This window comes from Cohaesibacter celericrescens (assembly GCF_002866925.1).
Classification (GTDB): Bacteria; Pseudomonadota; Alphaproteobacteria; order Rhizobiales; family Cohaesibacteraceae; genus Cohaesibacter; species Cohaesibacter celericrescens.
Genome location: NZ_PKUQ01000011.1, coordinates 1 through 15,676, shown reverse-complemented (window position 1 = coordinate 15,676; position 15,676 = coordinate 1). Strand labels below are relative to the sequence as shown.

General features: G+C 54.0%; 13 protein-coding genes. 10 read left to right on the top strand and 3 right to left on the bottom strand.

Going from position 1 to position 15,676, the window contains the following annotated elements; genetic code table 11:
* Nucleotides 1-5: 5 nt before the first annotated feature.
* Nucleotides 6-1,232 (bottom strand): flavodoxin-dependent (E)-4-hydroxy-3-methylbut-2-enyl-diphosphate synthase, encoded by a 1,227-nt coding sequence (ispG, locus tag C0081_RS06115; protein ID WP_101532933.1) that lies wholly within the window; start codon nucleotides 1,230-1,232, stop codon nucleotides 6-8.
* 127 nt (nucleotides 1,233-1,359) lie between these two features.
* On the bottom strand, nucleotides 1,360-1,863 hold the full coding sequence (locus C0081_RS06110) for a Fur family transcriptional regulator (protein ID WP_101532932.1): 504 nt from the start codon (nucleotides 1,861-1,863) through the stop codon (nucleotides 1,360-1,362).
* 186 nt (nucleotides 1,864-2,049) lie between these two features.
* Between C0081_RS06110 and C0081_RS06105 the strand changes: the two genes are divergently transcribed.
* Nucleotides 2,050-2,844 carry a 3-hydroxybutyrate dehydrogenase gene (locus tag C0081_RS06105; protein WP_101532931.1) on the top strand — a complete coding sequence of 265 codons (795 nt, stop codon included), beginning with the start codon at nucleotides 2,050-2,052 and terminating at the stop codon, nucleotides 2,842-2,844.
* Nucleotides 2,845-2,932: 88 nt separating this feature from the next.
* Here the strand turns inward: C0081_RS06105 and C0081_RS06100 are convergent, their stop codons facing one another.
* Nucleotides 2,933-3,400 (bottom strand): Rrf2 family transcriptional regulator, encoded by a 468-nt coding sequence (locus C0081_RS06100; protein ID WP_101532930.1) that lies wholly within the window; start codon nucleotides 3,398-3,400, stop codon nucleotides 2,933-2,935.
* A gap of 404 nt (nucleotides 3,401-3,804) precedes the next feature.
* On the opposite strand from C0081_RS06100, the gene gcvA reads away from it, so the two are divergent.
* The 9 genes from gcvA (at nucleotide 3,805) to C0081_RS06055 (ending at nucleotide 15,577) form a co-directional block, all read left to right on the top strand.
* Entirely contained in the window at nucleotides 3,805-4,725 is a 921-nt protein-coding gene (gcvA, locus tag C0081_RS06095) for a transcriptional regulator GcvA (RefSeq protein WP_101532929.1), read from the top strand.
* Between the two features lie 174 nt (nucleotides 4,726-4,899).
* Nucleotides 4,900-6,087, top strand: a complete 1,188-nt coding sequence (locus C0081_RS06090; protein ID WP_101533018.1) for an acyl-CoA dehydrogenase — start codon at nucleotides 4,900-4,902, stop codon at nucleotides 6,085-6,087.
* A 30-nt stretch (nucleotides 6,088-6,117) separates the two neighbouring features.
* Nucleotides 6,118-7,359 carry a CaiB/BaiF CoA transferase family protein gene (locus tag C0081_RS06085; protein ID WP_101532928.1) on the top strand — a complete coding sequence of 414 codons (1,242 nt, stop codon included), beginning with the start codon at nucleotides 6,118-6,120 and terminating at the stop codon, nucleotides 7,357-7,359.
* A gap of 35 nt (nucleotides 7,360-7,394) precedes the next feature.
* The gene (locus C0081_RS06080; RefSeq protein ID WP_101532927.1) at nucleotides 7,395-9,062 is read left to right on the top strand and encodes a thiamine pyrophosphate-binding protein; all 1,668 of its coding nucleotides are present in this window, start codon (nucleotides 7,395-7,397) and stop codon (nucleotides 9,060-9,062) included.
* Nucleotides 9,063-9,142: 80 nt separating this feature from the next.
* Nucleotides 9,143-10,417, top strand: coding sequence for an acetylornithine deacetylase/succinyl-diaminopimelate desuccinylase family protein (locus C0081_RS06075; RefSeq protein WP_101533017.1), 1,275 nt, complete (start codon nucleotides 9,143-9,145; stop codon nucleotides 10,415-10,417).
* An 85-nt stretch (nucleotides 10,418-10,502) separates the two neighbouring features.
* The gene (locus C0081_RS06070) at nucleotides 10,503-11,990 is read left to right on the top strand and encodes an ABC transporter substrate-binding protein (RefSeq protein ID WP_101532926.1); all 1,488 of its coding nucleotides are present in this window, start codon (nucleotides 10,503-10,505) and stop codon (nucleotides 11,988-11,990) included.
* Nucleotides 11,991-12,078: 88 nt separating this feature from the next.
* Nucleotides 12,079-13,032, top strand: a complete 954-nt coding sequence (locus C0081_RS06065) for an ABC transporter permease (RefSeq protein ID WP_101532925.1) — start codon at nucleotides 12,079-12,081, stop codon at nucleotides 13,030-13,032.
* Complete coding sequence (locus C0081_RS06060) at nucleotides 13,029-13,934, top strand: ABC transporter permease (RefSeq protein ID WP_245417867.1); 906 nt, start codon at nucleotides 13,029-13,031, stop codon at nucleotides 13,932-13,934. Before C0081_RS06065 ends, C0081_RS06060 begins: the two co-directional genes overlap by 4 nt.
* On the top strand, nucleotides 13,931-15,577 hold the full coding sequence (locus C0081_RS06055; protein WP_101532924.1) for an ABC transporter ATP-binding protein: 1,647 nt from the start codon (nucleotides 13,931-13,933) through the stop codon (nucleotides 15,575-15,577). The genes C0081_RS06060 and C0081_RS06055 overlap by 4 nt, the downstream gene beginning before the upstream one ends.
* Nucleotides 15,578-15,676 lie beyond the last annotated feature (99 nt).

The following is a 15,676-nucleotide window of genomic DNA, read 5'->3' as shown; positions in this document are numbered from 1 at the left end:
TTGAATTACCCGAAGCGCTTCTCGATATAGTCCCGCACCATTGTGTGGAAATCCGCAGCGATTGTCTCACCGCGCAAGGTTCCTGCTTTTTCTCCATCAATGAAAACAGGCGCGGCAGGTGTCTCGCCAGTACCGGGCAGAGAAATGCCGATATCAGCATGCTTGGACTCCCCCGGCCCATTGACGATACAGCCCATCACCGCAACATTGAGGGCTTCCACTCCGGGGTATTTCTCGCGCCAAATCGGCATATTGGTTCGGATATCATTTTGAATATCCTGCGCCAATTCCTGAAACACCGTCGAGGTGGTGCGACCACAGCCTGGACAAGCAGCAACAATGGGGATGAAAGAGCGAAAGCCCATGCTCTGCAATAGTTCCTGCGCCACCTGAACTTCACGGGTGCGATCCCCGTTTGGCTCGGGGGTCAGTGACACGCGGATGGTATCGCCAATGCCCTGTTGCAACACCATCCCCATGGCGGCAGAGGATGCCACGATGCCTTTGGTGCCCATGCCCGCTTCAGTCAGGCCCAAATGCAACGCATAGTCAGAGCGTGAAGCCAATTCGGTGTTCACGGCAATCAGATCCTGAACCTGAGATACTTTGGCGGACAGAATGATCTTGTCTGCGCCTAGCCCCAGCTCCTCCGCGCGCGCAGCAGACAGCAAGGCAGACTGGATAATCGCTTCATGCATAACCATTTGAGCTGATCTAGGCGCATCACTGGCAGAGTTTTCGTCCATCAAACGCGTCAGCAGTTCTTCATCAAGCGACCCCCAATTAACCCCGATCCGAACCGGCTTGTCATGTTGTATCGCCAGCTCGATCAAAGTGGAGAATTGTTTGTCGCGTCGAGCTTTAAAACCAACGTTGCCCGGATTGATGCGATATTTGTCCAGGGCTGCGGCGCAGTCGGGATTTTCGCCCAACAGCTTGTGGCCGATATAATGAAAATCCCCCACCAACGGCACATCCACACCAAGACGCAACAAACGTTCCTTGATGCGCGGCACGGCCTTTGCTGCTTCGTCCCGATCCACGGTGATACGCACCAGCTCGGAACCCGCCTTATGCAAAGCAGCAACTTGAGCAACGGTCCCGTCGATATCGGCGGTATCAGTGTTGGTCATGGATTGCACAACGATGGGCGCTCCGCCACCGACAGTCACAGAGCCAACTTTCACCGCTTTGGTGATGCGGCGGGGCAATGGAGCGGTCAAAAACGACATGGATCCTCACTTTCCCGATCAAGCGGGTATGTACCCGAACGCAACAGTCCGGCCGTAGGGTAATCAGCAAGCTTTATATGGCAAATCAAATCAAAGGGTGCAACCACACACCCGAGCCTAGAGGAGATTATGAGCTTTCAGTCTTGATTTGGCGACACTCGGCACAAATCCCACGGATTTCCATCACCGGTGCATGGGGCAGAAACTGGGCCGTTGCAGCAATACGCTCAATCAGTCCACCCAGGGATTCAGATTGAAATTCTCCGGCCCGCCCACATTGATCACACAGCATAAAAATGGTGATTTCACTATGCGGACTCATTGTGTGACTGCAGGCCACATAAGCATTGCGACTCTCGATGCGATGAATCATGCCATTTTGCAGGAGGAAGTCCAGCGCCCGATAGATCGACACAGGGGCCAGCATTGCCTCGGCATGCTCTTTACGCGCAGAATTGAGGCGGTCCAGAATATCATAGGCGCTGGCGGGCACATGGCTAGCGGCGAGAATTTTCAACACAGATTTGCGTTGATCCGTCAGACGCAGCCCCTTTTCCTTGCAAACCGCCTCGGCAGCACCGAGAACCTGATCAATGCAATGGCTATGGTCATGTGACTCAAGTTCTATCATCGCTCATATCCTCTGCTCGTCTAACCCGACCGGCGCCGTGCTTGGTGCGACACTTGACGCGATACGGGAGCACTGCACTTTCGGACTATGCACATCCATAAGGGCTTGCCAAGTCTCGCGGGGCAATTATGCTGCCTTGCAACAATAGGCCACATAGAAATTCAACCAAAGCATGAGGGGAAGACCATGGTCGCCAGACAACATGAAGGCCGAACAGCACTTGTGACAGGCTCAACCAGCGGCATCGGTTTGGGCGTGGCCCGCATTTTTGCTGAACATGGTGCCAATGTTGTTCTCAATGGTTTGGGTAATCCAGACGAAATAGAAACCCATCGCGCCGCCATAGAAAAAGACTTTGGTGTCCGGGCTCTCTATGATTCGGCCAACATGCTCAAGCCCGAAGACATCGCAGCCATGGTGCGGCAAACCGAGGAAAATATCGGCCCCATCGACATTCTGGTCAACAATGCTGGCATTCAATTTGTCTCGCCGATAGAAGAGTTCCCGGTCGACAAATGGGATGCCATCATCGCCATCAATCTGACGTCCAATTTCCACACCATCCGCACCGCTCTGCCAAAAATGAAACAAACCGGGCGCGGCCGCATCATCAACATCTCATCCGCCCACTCGCTGGTCGCATCGCCATTCAAGTCGGCCTATGTCGCCGCTAAACATGGCGTTGCCGGATTGACAAAGACCGTGGCGCTGGAAGTGGCTGAACAAGGCATCACCGTCAACGCTATTGCACCGGGATATGTCTGGACCCCATTGGTGGAAAGCCAAATCCCCGACACGATGGCAGCCCGCGGCATGACCGAAGAAGAAGTCAAGCGCGACGTCCTGTTAGCGGCGCAACCCACAAAGGAATTTGTGACCATCGAACAGGTGGCGCAACTGGCGCTTTATCTGGCCAGTGATGCGGCATCAGCCATCACCGGCACCACCATCTCCATGGATGGCGGCTGGACCGCCAAATAAAACGAAATACAGACACAGCGCGGTCCGGGTAAATCTCCCACCGCGCTCATAACACCAGCATATCTATAGATTTGAGACCAGCAGGCGATCAGTTGGTTGTTGAAGGCGCTATTGGGGCAATTTCACCGATATGCAGCAGGCTGCGCATATCACCCTGTTTGGAGGTCAGATCAGCCAGCGTATATTTATCCAGCGCCTGCAAAAAGGCTTCCAAAGCATCATTCAGCGCCTGATTAAAATCGCACATCGACAACAGCGGACAGTCATAGCTGCCTTCATCGAAGCAATCGGCCAGATGAAAATTCTCTTCCGCCGCACGAATGACCTGCCCAAGTGTAATATCGGCAGGTTCTTTGGCAAGGCGTAGCCCACCATTACGGCCGCGGTGGGTGGTGATAAAACCATTTGAGACCAGAATCGGCAGAATCTTGAACAAGTGATATTCAGAAATATCATAGACCCGAGCTATTTCACTGACCTTTGCAAACTCGTCCCGCTTGGTGGCGCAATACATCAGAATGCGGACAGAATAGTTGGCCTGTTGGGTCAGTCTCATAGTCTCATCACCTATTCTAGATCAACTGTTAAGGGACATGGTTTGGCGAATTTTGGTAAATTACACTCACCAATTCATGATGAATAGTCTTTTACTGCTTTTAGGCAAAATCTTCAATCCCGATCCCGATGATGCATTCATCGAAATTGCAGGAAGTCTTATATATGGGCCAATCGCTCACCCTTTACTATAGCATAGGTCAAATATCTTCATTTGCCTTTCATCATATCGATAATCTCTATTTTAAAAAAATTCAGCTCAACATTTTCGCATGACAAAAATGGCTTTTTTCCCCGTCGATAACCCCCATCCGTCCTTTTAAGCAAAAATTGGGGCAAGAATGTAGAAATCCCTGACAAATGAGACTAGCGTCTCAAAATCACACATAACAAAAGCTCATAGACATGCTCAATTATCTTCCGTCACTTTCCGCTCTGCGCGCCTTTGAAGCTGCAGCGCGGCATCTCAGCTTCACCAAAGCGGCCAGCGAACTGGGTGTGACGCAAAGCGCCATATCGCGGCAAATGCGATCCATGGAAGATTTGCTTGGCTTGCGATTGTTCGAACGCACCGGACATGGTTTGATCCTGACGGAAGCAGGCGCAGTCTATGCGGAAAAAATCCGCACCAAACTGCAAGACATTGAAACAGCAACGCTGGAATTGTTGGCCTATCGCGGTCAAGGTGGAGAGCTGACGATCGCTTGCCTGCCAACTTTGGGCGCTCGTTGGTTGGTACCACGCCTCAATAAATTCACAACCGCTCACCCGGAAATTCTGATCCATATTGTCACAAAGATTGAACCATTCGAATTTGGCGATATTGATATTGATGCCGCCTTCCATTTCGGTGAGCATTCTTGGGCCAATGCCCTGACCGACACACTGATGCCCGAATATATCGTGCCTCTGGGGCACCCTGATCTGCTGCAAGAAAAAAACAAAATGGGCCTGCAACAGCTCTTGCTGCACTATCCCCTGCTACAGGCAACGTCGCGCCCAACTTTGTGGGCGCATTGGTTCAATGAATCCGACGTCCAGCATCCAAGTCCGCACGTCGGGCCGCGGTTTGAGCATTTCCACATGGTCATTCGCGCCGCCGCGTCCAAAATGGGCATTGCTCTACTGCCCCGCTTCCTGGTCGAAGAAGAAATCTCGGCCGGCAATCTGGTTGCACTCGATGACCGAGTGGTTCAATCGAACGGCGATTATTATTTTGCCTACCCTCAGGCCAAACGCGCCAATCCCAATCTCCAAACCTTCCGCACATGGGTGATGCGTGAAGCACTCACCACCAAGAAACAACTGAATAAACTGTATGGCTGAACCATTACCCGAGATCATGACCAAACACCAATTCAGCCAAACATTGCCCATCCAGCATAACAATATCTCATGCAAGTCTGATTTATCATCGCTGTTCGCTGGCTCATGGTGCGTTTAAACTACAGTCAAAATATCGACACGCCCAACCCAAGGGCCATCAAGGAGCTGACCGTCATGTGCGCCAAACCAACTTTTATCTGGGATGACCCCTTCCTTGTTGCGGAGCAACTGAGCGAAGAAGAGCGCATGATCATGGACAGCGCCCGCGCTTTTTGTGATGACAAATTAATGCCGCGCATTCTCGAAGCCAACCGCAACGAGACCTTTGATACGGCCATCATGCGCGAATTGGGTGAACAGGGTTTTCTCGGCTCGACCATTCCGGAAGAATATGGTGGCGCTGGCGTCAATCATGTTGCCTATGGTCTCATCGCCCGCGAAGTCGAACGGGTCGATTCTGGGTATCGATCTGCTATGTCGGTTCAGTCATCTCTGGTCATGCATCCCATTTTTGCCTATGGCACAGAAGAGCAAAAGCATAAATTCCTACCCAAACTGGCCACAGGAGAAAAGATCGGCTGCTTTGGCCTGACCGAACCGGACCATGGGTCCGACCCCGGATCAATGGTGACCCGCGCCACAAAAGTCGACGGCGGCTATCGTCTGACTGGCGCTAAAATGTGGATCACCAACAGCCCGATTGCCGACATTGCCATCGTCTGGGCCAAGTCAGACGCCCATGATGGTAAAATAAAGGGCTTCATCGTCGAGCGTGGCACAGAAGGCTTTACCACACCCAAGATTGACGGAAAAATGAGCCTGCGCAGCTCGATCACCGGTGAAATTGTGCTCGATGACGCCTTTGTGCCGGATGAAAATCTGTTGCCAAACACGCAGGGCCTCGCCGGTCCTTTTGGCTGCCTCAACAAAGCCCGTTTCGGCATCGCTTGGGGCGTGGTTGGAGCGGCTGAATTCTGTTGGCACGCAGCACGGCAATATACCCTTGACCGAAAACAGTTTGGACGCCCACTGGCACAAACCCAACTGGTCCAGCTCAAATTGGCTGACATGCAAACCGAAATCACTCTGAGTCTACAAGCAGCCCTGCGCGTGGCGCGAATGATGGATGAAGGCACTTGTGCAGTTGAAAATGTCTCGATGATCAAACGCAACAACTGCGGCAAAGCCCTCACGGTGGCGCGGTTGTCACGCGATATGCATGGCGGCAATGGCATCTCCGATGAGTTCCACGTCATCCGCCATATGGTCAACCTGGAAACCGTCAACACTTATGAAGGCACCCACGACATTCACGCACTGATTTTGGGCCGCGCGCAAACTGGTCTGCAAGCCTTCTGTTGATCCTGTAAAATTGAACCCAAGGCATGCATCATGACGGGCGCTCTGTCTCACATTCGCGTTCTTGATCTCTCCCGCATTCTGGCCGGCCCTTGGGCCAGTCAGATTTTGGGGGATATGGGTGCGGACATCATTAAGATTGAACGACCCGTTACCGGCGACGACACCCGTGGCTGGGGACCGCCCTATTTGCCGGCCTTCGAGGACAGTGCACAAGAAAACACGCAGCCGGACGCAGCCTATTTTGCCTGTACCAATCGCAACAAACGCTCACTGGCCCTTGATATCACCGCGCCTGAGGGTCAGGCACTGGTGCGCGAATTGGTCAAACAAAGCGACGTAGTGCTAGAAAATTTCAAGGTCGGTGGCCTTGCCAAATACGGTTTGGATTATGCAAGCCTATCTGCGATCAAACCCGATCTGGTTTATTGCTCGATAACAGGGTTTGGCCAAACCGGCCCAGACGCGCACAAGGCCGGATATGATTTCATGATTCAGGCTATGGGCGGTTTGATGAGTGTTACCGGACAACCACAGGATACGGCAGGTGGCGGGCCGATCAAGGTCGGTGTTGCCTTGGCTGATATCCTGACAGGGCTTTATGCCACATCGGCCATATTGGCAGCGTTGGCTCATCGTGGCGAAACCGGCAAGGGGCAATATATTGACCTTGCCCTGCTGGATGTTCAAGTTGCGACGCTTGCCAATCAGGCAACCAATTATCTGGTCAGTGGCAAGATTCCGACCCAAATGGGCAATGCCCACCCCAACCTTGTGCCTTATCAAAGTTTTTCAGCCAGCGATGGGCCTTTTATTTTGGCCGTCGGCAATGACACACAATTCGCCAAATTCTGCGCCATTGCCGGACTGGATAATTTGCCCGGCGATCTTCGTTTCAAAACCAACCGCGCCCGTGTTGAAAATCGCGACATCCTGTCGGCCAAAATAACAGCAGTCACAGCGGACAAGCCGGTTGACCATTGGTTGTTGGCTTGCAGCGGAGCAGGCATTCCATGCGGGCCAATCAACGATATTGAACAGGTGTTCAAAGAGCCACAGGTTCAGCATCGCGGCATGAAAGTTGACCTCCAACGCTCCGACGGCGCATCGATCCCCGGCGTGGCCAACCCGATCAAATTCAGCGACACACCCGTGACATATCGCACGGCTCCCCCCAAATTGGGAGAGCACAGCCGAGCCATCCTTGCAAGTGAACTTAAGCTGAGTGAAAAAGAAATAGATACGCTGATACAGCGTCAGATCATCGCCAACTAAACAAGCGGAACGTTTGAAAGGCAAAGGACAGAGCCATGAAGCCGACAACTGGTGCAACCCTTCTGGTTGATAGTCTTGTAAAACAAGGCGCCTCGACAATTTTTGGCGTTCCCGGCGAGAGCTATCTCGCAGTGCTTGATGCCATGCATGACGCGCCGTCTTTGCGCTATGTCAACGCACGACAAGAGGGCGGAGCCGCTATGATGGCGGACGCCCACGCAAAACTAACCGGCGGCGTCGGCATTTGCATGGTCACCCGCGGTCCCGGCGCCACCAACGCCAGCGCTGGTGTGCATGTCGCATTCCAGGACTCCACTCCAATGATCCTCTTCATCGGGCAAGTCGCCCGTGATCAGATCGAGCGCGAAGCTTTTCAGGAAATCGACTATCGCCGCATGTTCGGCCAAATGGCCAAATGGGTCGCCCAGATAGATGATGCCGCTCGCGTGCCAGAATTTATCGCCCGCGCCTATCGCACAGCCTTGTCCGGCCGTCCCGGTCCCGTCGTTCTGGCCCTGCCCGAAGACATGCTCACCGATGAAGTCACGGCACCCGCTCAATTGCCCGCCAAGGCGACGCCTGCGGACAGCGCCCCCAGCCAACAAGCCATTGACCAGCTCAAAAGCATGCTTGGCACATCACAGCGCCCCTTCATGATTGTCGGCGGCGGAGGTTGGTCTCAAGCCGCACGCGAGGCCGTCACCCAATTCGCAGAGACCAATGCCATCCCCGTCGGCGTGTCCTTTCGTTGTCAGGATTATTTCCCCAATACCCATCCCAACTATGCAGGCCACGTCGGCATTGGCATTGACCCCGCTCTGGCAAAACGGGTGAAAGAAAGCGATTTGTTGCTTGTGCTCGGCGCACGACTGGGCGAGATCACCACATCGGGGTACAGTCTGATTGGTTGTCCGATCCCTGCGCAGCCACTAATCCATATTCACGCAGACCCTGAAGAGCTGGGCCGCGTCTATTCGCCAACATTGGCTATCGCGGCGCGCCATGAAACCATGGCTCTAACGCTGGCTTCCTTGGGCACGGTGCGACAAGACAAGACAATGGATTGGGTCCGCGACATCCATGCTGGCTACGACGATTTTTTTGCAATTCCACCAAAGAAAAACCCCGGCATGGTGCAGATGGCAGAGGTGATGAAGCATATCGACGCCCATACGCCGGATAATGTGGTCTACACCAATGGCGCAGGCAATTATGCCATCTGGGTGCACCGCTTTTTGACCTATGGTGCATGGCGCACGCAATTGGCCCCGACCTCTGGCTCCATGGGCTACGGCCTGCCTGCCGCTGTGGCCGCATCTGTTGAGGACCCGAGCCGCACGGTAATCTGTTTTGCTGGCGACGGCTGTTTTCAAATGACCTGCCAAGAGTTCGCCACCGCCACGCAAGAAGGCGCACCCATCAAGGTTATCGTGGTCAACAATTCCATGTATGGCACCATTCGCATGCATCAGGAACGCCACTATCCTGCCCGTGTGTCTGGCACCAATCTGTCCAACCCTGATTTTGCCGCCATGGCCCGCGCTATGGGTGGATTGGGTGAAACCGTATCTGAAACCAGCCAATTCCCCGACGCTTTTGCACGCATGATGGCCCATGACGGCCCGTCGCTGATTGAAATACGCATCGACCCGCAAGCCCTGACACCAGCAAAAAGCTTGGATGAAATTCGCGACGGTGGTTGACATTCACCCTTGCAGCCCTCGACAGCGCCGACTTTTCGTCCCATGCTGACAAACCATTCTACGCTGCGGGGGCATCAACGTTGGAAGAGCTCATCAAACGAATAGAAAGCAAACGGGACGACCTTGTCGCCTTGACACAGGATCTGATTCGCTTTCCCACCATCAACCCGCCGGGTGAGGCTTATGCTCCCTGCGCCCGCTTCATCGGCGAAAGGTTGGCCTATCGTGGTTTTTCGGTCCAGTATATCCGCGCCTTCAACACCCCCGGCGACAGCGACACCTACCCGCGCCTGAATGTCATCGCCCGTTATGAAGGCAAAAGACCGGGACCTTGTGTGCATTTCAATTCTCACATTGATGTGGTTGAGGTCGGCAAAGGCTGGACGCGCCCTCCCTTTGAAGGCGTGATTGAAGGCGACAATATCTACGGCCGCGGCGCCTGTGACATGAAGGGCGGATTGGCAGCCTCAATCATTGCTGCCGAGGCCTATATCGAATGCAACCCCGACTTTGCCGGAGCGATAGAAATATCGGGCACTTGCGATGAAGAATCCGGTGGTTTTGGCGGCGTTGCCTATCTTGCAAAACGGGGCTTTTTTGATCCAGACCGCGTCGATCACGTGATCATTCCCGAACCACTAAACAAAGATCGCATTTGCCTTGGACACCGAGGTGTCTGGTGGGCCGAGATTGAAACACACGGCCACATTGCCCATGGCTCTATGCCCTTTTTGGGCGATTGTGCAATCCGCCACATGGGTGCGGTGCTGGACGCATTCGAGACCACCCTGTTCCCCGCTTTGGCTCTCAAACGCACAGACATGCCGGTGGTGCCCGAAGGCGCAAAACAATCCACCCTCAACATCAACTCCATCCATGGCGGCCAAACCGAAGGGGCAGACGGTCTGCCCAGCCCTTGCGTTCCCGACAGCTGCCGGATGATCATTGACCGGCGGTTCCTCATCGAAGAAGACATCGGTGCAGTCAAACGCGAGATCTCCCATTTGCTCGACACGCTGAAAGCCAAGCGCCCTTCTTTTACCTATGACTTGCGCGAATTGTTTGAAGTGTTGCCAACCATGACAGACAAGGATCAGCCGGTCGTCAAAGCCGTCAGCGGTGCAATTTCGCAGATATTGGGCACCCAACCAGACTATGTCATATCACCGGGCACCTATGACCAAAAGCATATCGATCGCATTGGCAAACTGAAGGATTGCATAGCCTACGGGCCGGGCATCCTAGACCTCGCCCATCAGCCAGATGAGTATGTAGGCATAAAGGATATGGTCGATTCTACTAAGATCATGGCCCTTGCCATCCAAACACTTCTGGGCAATACAAACCCATCATAAAATTCGGTCTATAGCCGAACAATCAAAATTCTGGCTTAATCAGCTGACTAGATATCAAAGCAACCACAAGGTTGGGGAGACCTTTATGATCAAAACAGCACTGAAATGGACGGCCGCCCTATCAATTGCCACCTCGCTTCTTGCCTCCAGCGCACTGGCAGCCCGAACGGATCTGATCGTTGGTGTCCGCTTGGAGCCCCCCCATCTTGATCCCACCGCTGGCGCCGCAGCCGCTATCGATGAAGTGGTCTATGCCAATATTTTTGAGGGCCTGACCCGCATTGACGAGACCGGAGCGGTCAAACCAGCTCTGGCGAGAAGCTGGACCATTTCCGACGATGGCAAGACCTACACATTCACCCTGCATCAGGGCGTCAAATTTCATGACGGCACTGATTTTGATGCCAAGGACGTCGTCTTTTCGCTAGACCGTGCGCGAGGAGAAGAGTCGATCAACGCCCAAAAAGCCCTGTTCGAGCCAATTGAAACAGTGACCGCCAAGGATGCTCACACCGTCGTCATCACCCTCAAGCGCCCGACCGGCAACATGCTGTTCAATTTAGGGTGGGGTGACGCTGTGATGGTCGCACCCGAAAGCGCAGAAACCAACAAAACCAAGCCCGTCGGCACCGGCCCCTTCAAGCTGACCAAATGGACCAAAGGCGATTCGCTCTCGCTGACAAAAAGCGACACCTATTGGGGAGAGCCTGCCAAGCTGGATAAAGCGACCTTCAAAATCGTCGGAGACGCCACTGCCCAGCTTTCCTCTCTTCTGGCAGGAGACGTTGACGCATTTCCGATCTTCTCAGCACCGGAAATGCTGCCCCAATTCGAAGCAGATGACCGCTTTGCTGTTGTCATTGGCACAACAGAGGGCGAAACGGTGCTTGCGACCAACAATGCGCAAAAGCCGTTTGATGACGTGCGGGTGCGCAAGGCGATGGCCCATGCCATCAACCGCCAATCCATCATCGATGGCGCCATGTTCGGTTACGGCACCCTGATCGGGTCTCACTTCGCACCGCATCACCCGGCATATATAGACCTGTCAGCGGTCTATGATTATGATTTGGACAAAGCCAAAGCATTGCTCAAAGAAGCCGGTTTGGAAAAGGGATTCAAGGCACGCCTGCACCTGCCACCGACGGACTATGCACGCCGATCTGGACTGATCATTGCGTCCGATTTAAAGAAGATCGGCATTGAGTTGGAAATCATCAATGTCGAATGGGGGCAGTGGCTAAAACAAGTCTTCAAAGGCAAAGATTATGACCTGACCATTGTCTCCCACACAGAGCCGATGGACATCAACATCTATGCCCGTGACGATTATTACTTCCAATATAAAGACACCGACTTCAAAGCGATAATCACCGCGCTGAACGCCACATCGGATGAAGCCAAGCGCACAGAACTATTGCAAAAAGCCCAAGTCAAACTCAACGAGGATGCCGTCAATGGTTTCCTGTTCCAACTGGCCAAAACCGGTGTATGGAACGCAAAAATCAAGGGCCTATGGGCCAACGCTCCGGTACAGGCCACCGACCTGACCAAAGTGGAGTGGATGGACTAACTCTTACGACCTCGTTAAAAGAAAAGGCATGGCATTTGGCACCATGCCTTTTCAATTTCGTGCCTGACGGACCGGCAGACAACTCCTCATGATCATCTACACCCTGCGCCGCCTTGCCTCACTATGCTTGACGCTTATCGCGGCATCGCTCTTCGTGTTTGCCGTCATGGAAGTCTTACCCGGCGATCCCGCTGAATTGATCCTCGGCATCAATGGACAAGAAGACACACTCGCCGCCCTGCGCGAGCAATTGGGGCTCAACGCGCCACTTGTCGAGCGCTATTGGATCTGGATTACCGGTATGTTGGCGGGAGATTTTGGTACCAGCTACACCTATTCCGTCCCCGTGACAGAACTGATCGGTGAGCGTCTGAGTGTATCTTTGCCCTTGGCCTTGATAGCCCTGCTGCTGTCCACTCTGATCGCCATTCCCCTAGGAATCCTGGCCGCCAGCAATCACAACAAATGGCCAGACATCAGCTTGATTGGCGCAACCCAACTGGGGATCGCAATTCCCAACTTCTGGTTTGCCATGTTGCTGGTGATGGTCTTTGCCGTTACCTTGCGCTGGTTTCCTTCTGGCGGCTTTCCCGGTTGGGATGCGGGGCTACTACCCAGCCTCAAAGCCTTGCTTCTGCCAGCCATAGCTCTGGCTTTGCCACAGGCTTCGATATTGGTGCGCATCATGCGCTCGTCAATGTTGGAAGTGATGCATGAAGATTATATGCGTACCGCCCGTGCTAAAGGCCTCACCTTCAATCAAACCCTCAACCGCCACGGCTTGCGCAATGCGCTCATTCCGGTGGTTACCATTCTGGGGCTGCAATTTTCCTTTCTGTTGGCGGGCACTGTGATTATTGAGAATGTCTTTTCGCTGCCCGGCCTTGGCCGTCTGGTATTCCAAGCCATCAATCAACGCGACCTGATCACCGTCAAAGCCGTGATCGTGCTGCTCGTTGCCACGGTGATCACCGTCAACTTTTTGGTAGACCTGACCTACGCCATCATTGACCCACGCCTGCACAAAAGGAGAGCGTCGTGACCGAACTCAATCTCTCCTCCGCGTCTAAAGTGCATAACAAAGAACCAAGCTATCTGGCGCGTGCCCTGCGATCTCCCTCCTTTGTATTGGGTGGATTGATCACGCTGTTTTTTGTCTCCATTGCACTCATTTCGTTTGTCTGGACACCTCATGATGCTCTTTCGGTCAACATCATGGAGCGGCTCAAACCCATTAGCAGCGTCTATTGGCTAGGGACTGACCATTTTGGCCACGATCTCGCTTCGATGATCATGTTGGGCGCTCGCAACTCGATCGCGGTGGCGCTGGTCGCGGTTGGCATCGGCATGGGGCTGGGCGTCCCAATCGGCACATGGGCCGCGGCCAAAGGCGGCTGGCTGGATGAAGCCCTGATGCGCACCGGCGATTTTATCTTTGCGTTTCCCGCCATCATTTCAGCCATCATGATCACCGCCATCGCCGGACCGGGAGCGATAAATGCCATCATAGCGATCGGCATTTTCAACATCCCCGTCTTTGCCCGCCTGTCGCGCGGCGCGGCTCTCAGCCTGTGGGCACGAGACTATATTCTGGCCGCACGGCTATCCGGCAAGGGTGCAGCTCGCATAACCATCGAGCATATTTTGCCCAACATCACCAACCTGCTGATCGTACAGGGCACCATCCAATTCTCGCTGGGCATTCTGGCTGAAGCTGGTTTGTCGTATGTCGGCCTTGGCACCCAACCACCCATGCCAAGCTGGGGGCAAATGCTATCTGACGCCCAAACCTGGATGATCATAGCCCCGCAACTGGCAATCATTCCCGGCCTTGCCATCATCTTCACCGTACTCGGGCTTAATCTGCTAGGCGATGGCTTGCGCGATATGCTTGACCCCAAAACGCGCACCAGTCTGGATATCGGCGGGAGCAAACCATCATGAGCCTGCTCGAACTAGACAGGGTCAACCTGTCAATCGGCGATACGCAAATCCTGAAAAATATTTCCTTCTCGATTGAAGCAAGCCAATGTCTGGGACTGGTGGGTGAATCCGGCTCTGGCAAAAGCCTTACAGCTCTGTCCATCATGCGCTTGCTACCACGCCAGTCCCGCCTCTCTGGCACCATCAATCTGGCTGGAGACAATCTGGTCGGCCTGACAGAACCCCAGTTGTGCAATCGGCGTGGCAATGTCATGGGCATGGTCTTTCAAGAGCCCATGACCGCACTTAATCCGCTCAAGAGCATCAAGGCCCAGATCAGCGAAAGCCTGTTGCTGCACAGCCCACTGACGCGCAAGGAAGCGGAACAAAAAACCAAGCAGCTGCTCGAACGGGTTGGCCTTCCCCCCGCCCGTATTTCGCCAGACCGCTTCCCCCATCAATTATCAGGAGGCCAACGCCAACGGGTCGTGATTGCCATTGCCATCGCCATGCATCCCGCACTGATCATTGCCGATGAACCAACAACGGCGCTGGACGTCACCAGTCAGGCCGAGATCTTATCCCTGCTGCGTGATCTGATGGCCGAAGAACAATCCGCCCTCATGCTGATATCCCATGATCTGGCAGTGGTCGCAGATATGGCCGACAGCATCGCCATTATGAAAGAAGGCAGGATCGTAGAACAAGGTCCGCTGCCGGCAGCATTTGACAGCCTTTCCCACCCCTATAGCCTGAGCCTGTTCGATGCCTCCACCCACAGACCGGCCCGCAAAAAACCGGCGCTTTACAGCGATGATCCCGTTCTCAAGGCCCAAAAGCCGATTTTGGTGACCCGTGATGTGGCGCGCGATTATCCCATGCCGCGCCAGTTCCCCTATATTGAGAAACAGTGGTTTCGCGCTGTTAAGCATATCGACCTGACCATTCATGCAGGCCAAAGCATTGGTTTGGTTGGGGAGTCCGGCTGTGGTAAATCCACCTTGGCCCGCGCTCTGTTGGGACTGGAAGCGCCGCAAGAAGGCAACATCACCATCGGGGCACATGATCCCTATTCAGCCAATCGCACCGATTTGTTGGATGTACGCAAGGATATCCAGATTGTCTTTCAAGACCCCAACGGCTCTTTTAATCCGCGCCACAAGGTCGGCCGGTCGGTTGCCGAACCGCTGCATCTGTATCGGCACGGCCTCGACAAAGACGAGAAAAACAAACGCATTGCAGACAGTTTAAAACAGGTGGGTCTTGATCCAGATATTGCCGAGCGTTACCCACATGAGTTTTCCGGTGGCGAGCGTCAGCGGCTTGCCATTGCCCGCGCCCTGATCACCCGACCCAAAATCATCATCGCGGATGAGCCAGTGTCGGCGCTAGATGTTTCCATCCGCGCCCAGATTCTGGACCTGTTGACCGACTTGCGCGACCGGTTGGATCTGGCCTATTTGTTCATTTCCCACGACCTGTCCGTCGTCCGCGCGATCACTGACGAAGTGTTGGTGATGTATCGCGGCAGCATCATAGAGCGCGGCCGGACCGAAGACATCTTTAACAAACCGAAACAGGCCTACACCCGCACCCTCATCAACGCCGCCCCTGACCTGCACAGCACCATTAAAAGACGGCAAGCAGCGACCAGGCATCAATAAATGCCCGCCATGCGGTTTGCAGGTGGATTGGCTAAATTCGAGATCAAACCCTACGATGAACAAAGGTCCGGATAGAGCCCATTGTGACGCATGCTGCGT

Bases quoted from the DNA above. Each gene is read 5' to 3' on its own strand.
- C0081_RS06105 (WP_101532931.1), top strand. From the start codon at position 2,050: ATGGTCGCCAGACAACATGAAGGCCGAACAGCACTTGTGACAGGCTCA.
- C0081_RS06080 (WP_101532927.1), top strand. From the start codon at position 7,395: ATGAAGCCGACAACTGGTGCAACCCTTCTGGTTGATAGTCTTGTAAAA.
- C0081_RS06055 (WP_101532924.1), top strand. From the start codon at position 13,931: ATGAGCCTGCTCGAACTAGACAGGGTCAACCTGTCAATCGGCGATACG.
- C0081_RS06100 (WP_101532930.1), bottom strand. From the start codon at position 3,400: ATGAGACTGACCCAACAGGCCAACTATTCTGTCCGCATTCTGATGTAT.
- ispG (WP_101532933.1), bottom strand. From the start codon at position 1,232: ATGTCGTTTTTGACCGCTCCATTGCCCCGCCGCATCACCAAAGCGGTG.
- gcvA (WP_101532929.1), top strand. From the start codon at position 3,805: ATGCTCAATTATCTTCCGTCACTTTCCGCTCTGCGCGCCTTTGAAGCT.
- C0081_RS06090 (WP_101533018.1), top strand. From the start codon at position 4,900: ATGTGCGCCAAACCAACTTTTATCTGGGATGACCCCTTCCTTGTTGCG.
- C0081_RS06110 (WP_101532932.1), bottom strand. From the start codon at position 1,863: ATGATAGAACTTGAGTCACATGACCATAGCCATTGCATTGATCAGGTT.
- C0081_RS06065 (WP_101532925.1), top strand. From the start codon at position 12,079: ATGATCATCTACACCCTGCGCCGCCTTGCCTCACTATGCTTGACGCTT.
- C0081_RS06085 (WP_101532928.1), top strand. From the start codon at position 6,118: ATGACGGGCGCTCTGTCTCACATTCGCGTTCTTGATCTCTCCCGCATT.
- C0081_RS06070 (WP_101532926.1), top strand. From the start codon at position 10,503: ATGATCAAAACAGCACTGAAATGGACGGCCGCCCTATCAATTGCCACC.